We start from the raw sequence: 11,895 nt of genomic DNA on the forward strand, positions 1-11,895 counted from the left end.
GAGGCGCGTGCGCCGCAGCGTAGCGCATGCGTCCCGGCGGCAGGCGGCGTCCGGGGTCGACCGGATGCGCCTGCGGGCGGTTGACGGTTGCGGCGCTTTGCACGTATAAGCTCCCGCAACGAGGCTCGTCGCTCCGGCGGCGCGCCTCGCCGTCATTTTCACCCATCGCTGGCGATTGCGGGCGCAGAGCGCCCCCGCCGCCGTATGGACGCATAGATCGAAAGGAATCCGCCATGTCCCGCCGTTGCGAACTGACCGGAAAAGGCGTGCAGACGGGCAATCTCGTCAGCCACTCCAACCGCAAGACGCGCACACGTTTCCTGCCCAATCTGGTCAATGTGACGCTCGCCTCCGACGCGCTCGCCCGCGCCGTGCGGCTGCGCATTTCGGCCGCGGCGCTGCGCTCCGTCGAGCATCGCGGCGGACTCGACGCCTTCCTCGTGAAGGCGAGAAACGAGGATCTCTCGCAGAACGCCCGCGACCTGAAGCGCGAGATCGAGAAGAAGCAGGCCGCCGCGAGCGCCTGATCCGTTTCTTTCCGCTTTCGAAAAGCCCCGCGCTTTATGGCGACGAGGCTTTCGTTTTTTTATGCGCCTCAAGTTCGTCGCAGAAAAAGGCGGGCCTCCCTTCTCCCATGGGGAGAAGGTGGCGCACGAAGCGCGACGGATGAGGGGAAAGCGCCTGGCGTGTATGAGGGGTAAGCGCCTGGCGTGTATGGGGGGAAACCCCTCACCCGACCCCGCTACGCGGGGTCGCCCTCTCCCAAAGGGAGAGGGATTGCGCGCCCCACATTTCGTCCTTCAAGACGAAACTAAACCCGCAGATCCGGCGGCGTCGCTTCGTCCGTAAGCTGCTTTAACGCCTCGTCGAGCGGCAATTGCGTCTGCTGCTGCGAGCCTAGGCGGCGGATCGAGACGCTGCGCTCGGCCGCTTCTTTCTTTCCAGCGACAAGCAGCACGGGGACCTTCGCCAGCGAATGTTCGCGCACCTTATAAGTGATCTTCTCATTGCGCGCGTCGACCTCGACCGAAAGCCCGAGCTTGCGCGCGGCGGCGGCGACCTCATAGGCGTAATCGTCGGCGTCCTGCGTGATCGTGCAGACGACGATCTGCAATGGCGAGAGCCATAGCGGCAGATGGCCGGCGTAATGTTCGATCAATATGCCGGTGAAGCGTTCGAGCGAGCCGAAAATTGCGCGGTGAATCATCACCGGCGTCTTCTTTTCGCTGTCGGGGCCGATGTAATAGGCGCCAAAGCGCGACGGCAGATTGAAGTCGACCTGCGTCGTGCCGCATTGCCATTCGCGGCCGATAGCGTCGCGCAGCGTATATTCGAACTTCGGGCCGTAGAAAGCGCCTTCGCCCGGATTAATCCCCGTCTTGATGCGTCCGCCCGAGCGCTGTTCGATCTCGCTCAGCACCTGCGTCATGATCGCTTCCGCCTGATCCCACGCCTCGTCCGAGCCGACGCGCTTCTCGGGCCGCGTCGAGAGCTTCACCACCACCTCGTCGAAACCGAAGTCGGCGTAAGTCGAGAGAATGAGATCATTGATCTTGTGGCATTCCTCGGCCATCTGCTCATCGGTGCAGAAGACATGCGCGTCGTCCTGCGTGAAGGCGCGCACGCGCAAGAGCCCATGCAGCGCGCCAGACGGCTCGTAACGATGCACAACGCCGAACTCCGCCAGGCGCAGCGGCAGGTCGCGATAGGATTTCAGGCCATGTTTGAAAATCTGAATATGACCGGGGCAGTTCATCGGCTTGATGGCGTAGAGCCGGTCTTCGTCCGTCTGCTCGCGCGCCGGCGCCGAGACGAACATATTCTCGCGAAACCACTCCCAATGGCCCGATGTCTCCCACAATGATTTATCGAGGAGCAGGGGCGCGTTGACCTCCTGATAATCGGCCGCAAGGCGCCGGCGCATATAAGCGATGACCTTCTGGAACAACGCCCAGCCCTTTGGATGCCAGAAGATCGCGCCCGGCCCTTCCTCCTGGAAATGGAAGAGGTCCATCTCGCGGCCCAGGCGGCGGTGGTCGCGCCGCTCGGCTTCCTCCAGCCGATGGAGATAAGCGTCGAGCTCCTCCTGCGTCGCCCAGGCGGTGCCATAGATGCGTGAGAGCATGGGATTATTGTGATCGCCGCGCCAATAGGCGCCCGCGACCTTCATCAGCTTGAAAGCTGTCCCGACCTTGCCGACCGACGGCATATGCGGGCCGCGACAGAGATCCAGCCACTGGCCCTGCTTATAGATCGAGAGCGGCTCGTCGGATTTGATCGCGTCGATGAGTTCGCTCTTGAAGATCTCGCCCTTGGCGAGGAACCATTGCTTCGCTTCGTCGCGCTCCCAGACTTCGCGCGTGATCTTGGCGTCGCGCGCGACGATCTCGCGCATCTTCTTTTCGATCGCGGGCAGGTCTTCGAGCGTGAAGGGCTCGGCCCGATAGAAATCGTAATAGAAGCCATTCTCGATGACCGGGCCGATCGTCACCTGCGCGCCCGGATAAAGCTCCTGCACGGCCTCGGCGAGGACATGCGCCGCGTCATGGCGGATGAGCTCCAGGGCGCGCGGATCGTCGCGCGTGACGAATTCGATCCGCGCGTCGCGCTCGATCGGGCTTGCAAGATCGACGAGACGCCCGTCGAGCGTCATGGCGACGCTGCGCTTGGCGAGAGAGGGGGAGATGCTCTTGGCGATGTCGGCGCCCGAGACGCCGGGCTCGAACTGACGGGAGGCCCCGTCGGGGAATGTGACCGCTATCATTTTTCGCTCCTGACGCGCTCAGTCGCCGACACCAATCGGCGTAAGTCGCAAGGAGCAGGATGCTTCGAGACGAAACGCGAATTCCGCTTCCCGCTCAAACGCGAAGCCTGCTCTATCCGCCTCAATTGAGCGAGTTTCTCGCTCTATGGGTGGACGACGCCTGCATAACGCCGGGCGGGGGCGGATGCAATGGAGATGCCGACGCTCGGCCGAGCGCGCTTGCCGCTGCGCCGCAGCGTACGCCAAGCTGAAAAATAATGCTATTGACAGGAGGCCAAAAAATTAAGCAGTTCCTACATTTACGGGAGAACCGCCTATGAGCGCTTTTGTTGACGTGACTGTAAACATCGATAGCAAGCCATTCCTCATTCGATCGGACCGCGGCTACGCCGAAGCTGTGCTTCAAAGGGAAGAATTCGAGCCCGGCCTTGTCAAGGCGATCAGGGCGCTTGCGGAAGGATCGAAAGTCGCGCTCGACGTCGGGGCCAATATCGGGTGCACGGCGATTCTGATGTCTTCGCTCGCCGAAAAAGTGTTGGCGTTCGAGCCAGCGCCGTCGACTTTCGGGCTGCTGATGCACAATACGCGCGGCTTCGAAAATATCGCGCTCCATAATTTCGCGCTCGGAGAGCAGAAGTCGCAAGCGCAGATTCAGTTCGCCCCAGACAACCGCTCCGGCGGCTTCATCTCGGAAACGAAGGCGACCACGGGCCATGCGATTGAAGGCGTCGTCATTAAAACCCTCGATCAATTCTGCGCCGAAGACGAACTCGCCGCAATCGATTTCATAAAGATAGACACCGAGGGCTATGAAGGGCACGTGCTCAGAGGCGGAGCCGACTCCTTAATGAAATTCAAGCCCGTGGTTATCGGAGAAATCAATCATTGGTGCCTTAACGCCTTCCAGCGCACTTCAATTCCCGATTTCTTCGATCAGCTCCGATCGATCTTTCCGATCTTGCTCGCGGTTGACCATGTGGGCGAACGCTTGGCGAATTTGCATGACAGCGATAGTTCCTATGTCGTGACCTATGAGCATATCGTCGGCGGTAAATGGAGCGAATTCATTGGCGCGTTCGACGAAGACAGATTGGTGCGCCTGCGAGAGCTCTATAAAATGATGTGACATCCGCCGTTCGGCGTTCTCCAATCGGGCGAAACGGCGGCGGCGAAACGGCGCGCAGGGACGAAGAGCTGGGACGGCCTGTAAAGCGCGGCCCTGCGAACGCTTACACTGCTTCAGTCATGAGATCTCGCCCGATGCGCTGTCGCTTGGCGCGAAGGTCAAATGTTCCAAAATTCCGCAGTTTGACGGACCTCATAGCCACACCACAGAGACGAGCTTGCGGGAGATGAACGTGCTGATCGCGGTTCTGCACACGCAAATCGCCGCCTCATCTGGCTAACCTGCGCCAATCTCCATACAAAGCATACGACCCAATGCGGCATCCAGCATTGAGGTCGGATCGACAGAAGACGTTCGCGATCTCCAACCGATAAAACCATCCGGACGAATCATAATCGCGCCATCGCTTTCGAGGCCCGTGCGGCCGCAAAACAAATTGGCGTCATCCTCCAAGTCGGCTCCGATTTGATATGTCGTCACGGGGAGGCTCAACCGTCGGGCAATCGCGTCCGCGGCGTCGATCCATTGGCGGCCTTCCGGCGCCGCCAGCAGAACGAATCCACGACCAACGAGATCGTGCGTCGACATGATACGCCCCTCCCGTCGAAGCGGGACGTGCGCCAATCGGGTTCCGGGTAGACCGGATGGTTTTAGTGGGTCTTCGACGCGCCCGCCATCGTCCTGTTCCTCCAGTGCGATCGCGGGCGAGCGATAGCGATAGCCCATGGCGACGCTTAGATAATTTTCTTCCGCTGAATGAATACGGAGGTCTTCTCGGTCGGGCCGGAGGCGCTCCACATAATTCTTAATCTGGCAGGCCACCGTGGTATGCGCCACAGGAAGCCGCTCCGCTTCATATGTTTCCAAGAGGCCAGTCCCGGCGCGGCGACGCAGGACGAAAGCGAGCTTCCACGCGATGTCCGCGGCGTCCTGAATGGCGGTCTGACCGGCGAGGCCGCCGACCGGCGGCATGACATGCACGGCGTCTCCCGCCAGAAAAATGCGTCCTTCGGACATTTTTTCGGCGACGAGCGCGGTCATCGTCCAGGTCATCCGATCGAGAATCTTCACGTCGAGATCGGGCATTCCGAGCGCGTCGCGCACCATTTTCTTGCAGCGCGCCTCGTCGAAGTCCGCGCTCGAATGCCGCCGCGGATCATACTCGATATTGATCTGACCCACGCCCGCCTCGTCGCAGCTGACGAAAGCGCCGGTAAACGCAGGATTTCTAAGATAGTAAAGAACCGTGCCGCGGCCGCGCATCGGCGTCGAAAGATCCGCTTCGAACAATATCGATACGGCATGGGAGACCGCCGCATCGCCGACCATGTCGATGCCGAGCGCCGAACGAATGGAGCTGCTTGCGCCGTCAGCGGCGACGACATAATCGGCCGTGAGCGCGTATTCCTCTCGGCTCACGCCGTCGCGCAGCCCTGCCCTAACATGGTCGGACTCAAGCGTCAGTCGTTGAACATTCGTGGAAAATCTAACATCGACCCCAAGGTCGCGGACATATCGAAGTAAAGTTCGTTCCACCCGGTTTTGTCCGATGTGGCAGATGTCGACGGGCGACAAGAGCGGCGGCCGCTTGGCGCCGGGTTCGAGCAGACGCTGTATTTCGCGGCCGGTCACGGTTTCCGCTATAATGATCGCGGCGTTGTCGGGCGTGGCGCGGCTCGCTTTGAACAGATCGGCCTCAAGCCCCTCCACAACGCGCAACACTTCCATGCTTCGACGATTGATTCCGTGAGCTTTCGGTCGCGGCGAAACCGATTCGTGGCGCTCGACCAGCGTGCAGGGAACGCCGCGCCAAGCGAGCAGCAACGCCGCCGTTAAGCCCGCATAGCCTGCGCCGACGATCAAGACGGGCGTGTGTCCGGCCTTCATGTGCGAAGCCTCCTGATGAAGGGTGAGTCTTCCTACGCTTTCCAGATCATTCATCGCGCTTGGCGCATGTTGGCGGCATGCGCCCGCCCAGGCTCGGACGTTCGACAGACAGGAGCGACGCCCGAGCGCTCAAAAGGAATCGCTTTGGCGCTGGAGACGGCCAAATGCGTCCTCGACCGCCTGACGGGTGGAAAAGGGCATTCGCCGCGCCAAGCACAGTGCGCCGAAGGCTTCGGGCGCCAAAAGCGACAGATAGGCGACCCAAGGCTCGTCGAGGAAGAGGCCGAGCGCAAGCAGCGGCACAGCGATCGACCAGGAAGCGAAACTGTCTGAGACTGCCGCGGCGGCGAATGAAGCGCGCGCATGCAACACCGCGCGCATGACATTCGTGACATATCTGATGGGCAGAGAAAGCGCGAGCGCTTCAACGAGGGTAAGCCACCACGGACCCTCTTGCCGGTAAATTGCGCTCCCTAAAGGTCCGCTCAAAGCGAACAAAAGGGCGGCGACCGCCGAGACAATAGGCGTTCCCTTGATCCAAAGCGTCTGCGCGAAGGCCGCCATCTGCGTTTCCGACAGGCCCGCCAGACGCAAGGCGAAGAATCGTGTAAGCGCCGTCATCGGCGTCAATATAAAAAGGATCAAAATCTGTCCCGCAGAAAAGGCGTCCAGACGGCGATAATCGACTTGCCCGAGCCAAGGCATGGAAAAGAGAATGACCGACACGCTCATAGCCATCTGAGGCCAGAATAGGCGTTGCGCTTCGAAAAAGATCGAATGAAGAAATACGCGCGCATAGGTCCATTTTGGCACGGCGAAAAGCGCGACGCCGTGAGACGCGACCCTGCGAAAAATCCAGATCGAGGAAACAACCGAGATCGCGAAACCGGCGATGAAGCAGCCGATGAAGCCAAAACCCAAAATATCCATGCAGAGCCAGTTGGCGGCGATTTTGGCGGCGACGCCCCCCAACTTCCATCTCACCACCGAAGCGCCGTCTCCAAGGGCATGCAATGAGAAGCTGCCGACATTGACGAAAAATCTGAAGGGGCTCGCAAGCGCGAACCAGATCGTCGCCGAAATCGCAACCGCCGCAATGTCCGCGCGTCCTGTCATGCCTATGATAAGGCCAGGATAAAGAAGCGCCCCCAAAACGCCCGCGCCAAAGCCGATCAACGAGGCGAGCCAACAAATCTGGGGAATAGCCTCCTGCGCCTCCCCCGCAAGGCGCGCCTTGGCGACGAGCAGGGACGCGACAGCGCCCGAGGCGCCCATCAATACGAGATCGAGCGCGGCGACGCGCGTCAACGTCAAATAAGCTGTTGGCGCCCCCGAGCCGAGCGGCGCGATCATATAAAGATCGATCTGAAAGCTTAGCGCCGTCGCGCCATAGAAGGCGAGCAATGGCGCGAAACCGCGCCAAAAGCCTTTTTCCATCATCGTGGAATATTCCGCCAACCTGGGAACGGCGCCAATTCGAAGCTCGGAAGCGTGAAAAAGCCGAACGACTCCTCGGGCGGAGGCAGCGGCTCCTCGAGATCGATGATCTCGATCTCGCGACGGCCCGACGCCGTGCGACATTTCCAGGCGACGACGATCTCGCTCGCTTCCGCGCTGGCGAGCACAAGTCCGCAAGCGGGCGTGCGGTCGTAATTTCCCCACCGCGCGGCCGAGGCGCCCATCATCGTTATCAGTAGATCGTTGTCGATGCGATCCTGAAACTCCGATTGTTTGAGCCATTCATAGACCCACAGGTAAAAGCTCCAGTCGAAGGTCAAATTTTGCGTTTCCGCCCACGTCATGAACGGCCGAAGGATGGCAAGGCCGTCCGGCGCGGCGATTTTCAACAATTGCGGGCAGATGTCGAATAACGCATGCCAATAGGCGCGATGGCAGACGTCGATTCGAACGAAGGCGCGAGACTGACGGGGAATCTGCGTCTGCGGCCGCAAATCCGTTAGCCAGTCGAATAGCTCCTTGTCGACGATCCTAGCAGGCTCCGACGGCGACGTGAGGTGCATGAATTTCCTCCTTAGAACAAGAAAATACCGCGCGCAGACGTGCGAGGTCGGCGACGATCGCGTCATAGTCAATGTTGTGGTCGCGCTCGTAGGTTATCGTGGCGCCCGGCTTGTCAAACAGCGACCGGCGCCGCTTGAGAAAAGCCAGCGTGTCTTGAGCGAGATCGCCGTCATGCGAGTCGACCGTGAAATGTGGCTCGATGATGGTGCGATTGTATCCGGCGATGTGGAAATGCGGCGTCGAGGCGATGACGTTGTCCCACAATTCCAAAGGCGCGCCGCAATTGCGGAAGGCGCAGACGGCGTTCGAGGCGTCGAAAAGAACGCCGGCGCCCGTGTCGCGCGTCAATCGCTCGAAGAAGGCCGGCGCTTCCCACCCGCCGTCCATGATCGAAGGATAATTCTCGATGAATAACTTCTGACCCAGGAGATCTTGCCAGATGTCCACTTTGCGGCGGACCCAGTCATAGTCGGCGTCGTAATCAATTTCGCCAAGATGGTAGAGGCGGCGCCCGCGATGGGTGAAATAGGCCATGTGATCCGAAACATAGAGCGGGCGCAACGCGTCGATCAGCACGCGCAGGCGTTTCGCAAGATCTTGAAGAAAATCCAGATCGCTTTCGAGATATTTGGAAAACATCACATGGAAGCCGATGGGGCATTTGAAATGGCGCGCCAGATCGTCCGGCGGCACCTGCAAGAAATTGTCGATGAGTAACTCGCAATAATCGAGATGGCCCTCATCGACCAAGCGTTGAACCATTTCATGGGTTCCGCCCAAAGTGAAATTGAGGCCGACCAACATGTGAAGCGCCTTTGCTATCGATGAAAAATCAATTCGACCGCCCCCGGCTTATCGCCGGGAGCGGTCCTGGCAAAACCTAGGCGGCGAGGGCCGAGCACTGGCCGCCGTCGCAAAAGGCGCCTTCGCGGCCGAGGACGTCGAGAACGCGGCGATTCGCAATCTTGATAGCCATATGACTCTCCTAACGATGCGTGTTTATGGAAATTACGGACAGAGCTCGCGCATCTCGAACGACTGTCCAAAGGTAAAACGTTTCAGCGAAGGAGAAGCCGACAGGCGGCGCAATTTTTTTGGCGGGGGAGATTGGCTCATAAGAGTCGCAGGCGGCCCATCGGCGGATTACGCCGTCAAGACATGCCGAGCGCCTTGCCGCGCGCTTCCTCGAACGCGCATGGGCGATAAAGGGAATGTCGGGAGCTTATCACTCCCGACATCCGCTTTCCTTGGCTAGAGCAAGTTCCGAAAAAGTTGAATTCACGAGTCGCGTGTCGAGGGCGAGGCGACTAAAACTTGAGCTTCACGCCGCCTATGACCGCGCGCGGTTGTCCCGCATAGACGCCGCCGCCCGTATTGAACAATATCGCGGCTGGCGTCTCGATTCCGGCCGTCAGGGTATTCGGCAGGATAAACGTCGACGCCATATACCGCCGATCGAATATATTGTTGACGCTCAGATAAAGCTCGATGTTACGAAAATAGAAATTTTCGACATCGCGATTATAGTGGACATTCGCGTTGACGAGCCCATAGCCCGGGACGCTGGATAGATTCGAGGCGTCGAGCGTGTACTGGCTCTTGAACACATATTCCACAAAGGCGCCCACTCCTTTGAAATCCCCGTGGGGCACGTCGTAACCGGCGCGCGCGGTCGCCGTATGCGGCGGCACGTTGGGAAGCTTCTTTCCGCTCCGGTTGAGATACACCAATGGCGAACCGCCTGAGGGCAAGCCCTCCATCATATTGGTGATGAACTGATTGTTGAAGCTGTAGACGGCGATCAGGCTTACGCCCTCGACCGGCCGCCAATCGGCGTTGAATTCGACGCCGCGATGGATCGCCGCCGGGATGTTGAGCGAATAATTGACCAGAAGCGGCGCGCCCGTGGTGAGAGACAGAATTTCATTACGGTACCACTCGTGGAAACCCGTCAGACTCATTGTGAGGTCCGGGCTGGGAGTCCAGTCGACGCCGACGTCGACCCCCATATTGGTCTGCGGCTTGAGCGACGTATTCGCGGTCGCGCTGGTTCCCTGCGAATTGGTGGTGAGGGTCGTGAAATTCGGCGTTCCATAGCCGGCCGCGTAGCGGGCGCGGAACTGCCATTCCGGATTATAGCGGTAAGTCAGCGAAGCTTCCGGCGCCGTATTCCAAAACGCCCTGTTGAGCGCCACCTGATAGGGAAGCGTCAAAGCGCTCGCCGCATTATAGGTATAGACTGAATTGACGCCCCAAGTTCTGTTCCAATTGGAACTGAAGCCGATGACGCCGGTCAACCCTTCGGCGAAGGCGATTTCCTCCCGCGCCCGCAGCCCGATGTTCGAATGATAGGAATCGATCTTCCCGGCCGCGCCGCCCGGCATGCCCCAATCCCAGACATTGGGAACCTGCACGAAAGCGGGATTGGTCGTTTTCGTATTATCGTAGAAGAATCCCAGGAAATGCGTGGCCGGCAAGCCAAACAGCGTTCCATGATTGGTGATGTCGCTCGTGACATTGAGGCCCACCGAAGGGCCGCGCACCTGCACAGGGCCGCCAAAGGAAAAGCGCGGCGGAATCACCGTGCCATTGATATAATCGAGATAATTATAGGTGACTTGGTTCCGTAGGATCGTGTCGTTGTCGAAATCATGCTCCCATCGCAGACCCGCGATGTGGCGGTTCAAGTGTTGATGCGCCCCAAGCTGCGAGAAGCTCTGCGAAGTGAGCGTGCCGGAAATGCCGTTCCTCGGCTGCTGAATGCTGGCGCAATAGGGGTTGTTCGCGATCGCGAATTCGCAGCCGAACTGGAACGGATTGAGATAATATCTCAAAATCGGAAGCGCCTGCGAAATCTGCGCAAACGTATTGTTGTAGATATATTTCAGCGTGACTCGATCGGTCTCGGTGGGCGCCCAGGTGCCGCGAAAGTTCACGGTCTGATAGTTATAAGCATTATGGATGATATGGCCGTCTCCGCGCAGATCCGAGGCGAAGGCGGAGAAGTCGAAGGCGCCGCTCCTTTTCCCGAAGGTGACGTAGTTGTTGATGTAACCGAAACTGCCGAATTCCGAGCCCGTTTGCACGCCGTCGATTTCGGCGCCGTCGCGGGTGCGGAAATTAATGGCGCCGAAAAGGGCGTGATTGCCGAACAGGGCTGACGACGGGCCACGATAAACGTCCACGGCGCTGTAGGCGTGCGGATCGATCATATCGGTGCGGGTGTTGCCGTCGGAGGTGACAAGCGGGAAACCGTCGTCGAACATCTGGATGTTGCGAACGCCATTCGAGAGCCGGTTGCCCGAGCCGCGAATAGAGACGATGAGGTCGCGCGGGGTGAGGCCCTGGCTGAAGGATACGCCAGGGCTGTATCTCAACATCTCCTGCACTGTCGCCATCGGAGTCGAGCGCAGGAAATTGGTCTTGACGGTTGTGACCGTCTGGCCCGGCGGATCGCGGTAGATCGGCAATTTCGCGCGGGCGGCGTTGAAGCCTGGCGCATATCCGGTTTCGCCCGCGCTGGCCTCGCCCACGGCGGGCGTGGCGGCGCCCGATTGGCTCGGCGCGGTTCGCACGGCGGGGCCCGTGCGGAGCCGGGCTCCGATGTCGATCGTGGGAAGCGTCTGTTGAGCGATTGCGAATGATGGAATGAGGGCGAGCAGCAGCGATGCGGCGGAGGCGCCGCGCAAAAGGGCTGAGCGGGACATGTGATTCTCCTGATGCGGCTTTCATCCAGCCGCTTGAGCCAAAGTGACGTTGGGCCTGTCGGCCGAGGCTATGAGGTCAGGAGAAGGAAGGGGGCGCGCGCGAAGACCAGGAACTGCGCCATCCCAGCCCGCGCCGACTGATTTCGCCGACGGGGACGGAAACGGCGGAGTCCTCCGGTCCGGATTCCGCAAAAACGAGACTTGAAAATAGAGCGACGACGCAAGCCAGCGCGCCGACGCGGGCCGCCTCGTTGCACAAGATGCAGCAATCGGAATGATGATGCGCCCTATCGTGGGGAACGCCTTGGTCGCCGTTCGAAGGCGAGCAATATTCGTCGGCGATAGGGGCGACCGACTCCATATGGAGGTCGTGCGCGGCGCGAGCGAGC

The 11,895-nt window shown here is 59.9% G+C and carries 9 protein-coding genes; 2 read left to right on the forward strand and 7 right to left on the reverse strand.

The window, feature by feature from the left end:
- Positions 1-233 precede the first annotated feature (233 nt).
- The gene (gene rpmB, locus V3H18_RS01875) at positions 234-527 is read left to right on the forward strand and encodes a 50S ribosomal protein L28 (RefSeq protein WP_332080180.1); all 294 of its coding nucleotides are present in this window, start codon (positions 234-236) and stop codon (positions 525-527) included.
- A gap of 284 nt (positions 528-811) precedes the next feature.
- Here rpmB and thrS read toward each other — a convergent pair whose 3' ends face one another.
- Positions 812-2,764 (reverse strand): threonine--tRNA ligase, encoded by a 1,953-nt coding sequence (thrS, locus tag V3H18_RS01880; protein WP_332080181.1) that lies wholly within the window; start codon positions 2,762-2,764, stop codon positions 812-814.
- 316 nt (positions 2,765-3,080) lie between these two features.
- Here thrS and V3H18_RS01885 point away from each other — a divergent pair, with 316 nt between their 5' ends.
- Positions 3,081-3,890 carry an FkbM family methyltransferase gene (locus V3H18_RS01885; protein ID WP_332080182.1) on the forward strand — a complete coding sequence of 270 codons (810 nt, stop codon included), beginning with the start codon at positions 3,081-3,083 and terminating at the stop codon, positions 3,888-3,890.
- A 276-nt stretch (positions 3,891-4,166) separates the two neighbouring features.
- Here V3H18_RS01885 and mbnF read toward each other — a convergent pair whose 3' ends face one another.
- The 6 genes from mbnF to V3H18_RS01915 all read right to left on the reverse strand — a co-directional run bounded on the left by mbnF (position 4,167) and on the right by V3H18_RS01915 (position 11,506).
- A complete protein-coding gene (gene mbnF / locus V3H18_RS01890) occupies positions 4,167-5,777 on the reverse strand; it encodes a methanobactin biosynthesis FAD monooxygenase MbnF (protein WP_332080183.1) in 1,611 nt (536 codons plus the stop codon).
- A gap of 129 nt (positions 5,778-5,906) precedes the next feature.
- Positions 5,907-7,217, reverse strand: coding sequence for a methanobactin export MATE transporter MbnM (gene mbnM, locus V3H18_RS01895; protein WP_332080184.1), 1,311 nt, complete (start codon positions 7,215-7,217; stop codon positions 5,907-5,909).
- Positions 7,214-7,798 (reverse strand): methanobactin biosynthesis protein MbnC, encoded by a 585-nt coding sequence (gene mbnC / locus V3H18_RS01900; protein ID WP_332080185.1) that lies wholly within the window; start codon positions 7,796-7,798, stop codon positions 7,214-7,216. Before mbnC ends, mbnM begins: the two co-directional genes overlap by 4 nt.
- Positions 7,767-8,603, reverse strand: coding sequence for a methanobactin biosynthesis protein MbnB (mbnB, locus tag V3H18_RS01905; RefSeq protein WP_332080186.1), 837 nt, complete (start codon positions 8,601-8,603; stop codon positions 7,767-7,769). Before mbnB ends, mbnC begins: the two co-directional genes overlap by 32 nt.
- 76 nt (positions 8,604-8,679) lie before the next feature.
- Positions 8,680-8,775 carry a methanobactin gene (mbnA, locus tag V3H18_RS01910; RefSeq protein WP_332080187.1) on the reverse strand — a complete coding sequence of 32 codons (96 nt, stop codon included), beginning with the start codon at positions 8,773-8,775 and terminating at the stop codon, positions 8,680-8,682.
- A gap of 331 nt (positions 8,776-9,106) precedes the next feature.
- Positions 9,107-11,506, reverse strand: a complete 2,400-nt coding sequence (locus V3H18_RS01915; protein ID WP_332080188.1) for a TonB-dependent receptor — start codon at positions 11,504-11,506, stop codon at positions 9,107-9,109.
- Positions 11,507-11,895 lie beyond the last annotated feature (389 nt).

The sequence above is a fragment of the Methylocystis borbori genome (assembly GCF_036576025.1).
GTDB classification, from domain to species: domain Bacteria; phylum Pseudomonadota; class Alphaproteobacteria; order Rhizobiales; family Beijerinckiaceae; genus Methylocystis; species Methylocystis borbori.

What these genes read in the sequence shown, in the direction of transcription:
- mbnB (WP_332080186.1), bottom strand. Translation starts at nt 8,603, where the DNA reads ATGTTGGTCGGCCTCAATTTCACTTTGGGCGGAACCCATGAAATGGTT.
- V3H18_RS01915 (WP_332080188.1), bottom strand. Translation starts at nt 11,506, where the DNA reads ATGTCCCGCTCAGCCCTTTTGCGCGGCGCCTCCGCCGCATCGCTGCTG.
- mbnF (WP_332080183.1), bottom strand. Translation starts at nt 5,777, where the DNA reads ATGAAGGCCGGACACACGCCCGTCTTGATCGTCGGCGCAGGCTATGCG.
- V3H18_RS01885 (WP_332080182.1), top strand. Translation starts at nt 3,081, where the DNA reads ATGAGCGCTTTTGTTGACGTGACTGTAAACATCGATAGCAAGCCATTC.
- thrS (WP_332080181.1), bottom strand. Translation starts at nt 2,764, where the DNA reads ATGATAGCGGTCACATTCCCCGACGGGGCCTCCCGTCAGTTCGAGCCC.
- mbnM (WP_332080184.1), bottom strand. Translation starts at nt 7,217, where the DNA reads ATGATGGAAAAAGGCTTTTGGCGCGGTTTCGCGCCATTGCTCGCCTTC.
- mbnA (WP_332080187.1), bottom strand. Translation starts at nt 8,775, where the DNA reads ATGGCTATCAAGATTGCGAATCGCCGCGTTCTCGACGTCCTCGGCCGC.
- mbnC (WP_332080185.1), bottom strand. Translation starts at nt 7,798, where the DNA reads ATGCACCTCACGTCGCCGTCGGAGCCTGCTAGGATCGTCGACAAGGAG.
- rpmB (WP_332080180.1), top strand. Translation starts at nt 234, where the DNA reads ATGTCCCGCCGTTGCGAACTGACCGGAAAAGGCGTGCAGACGGGCAAT.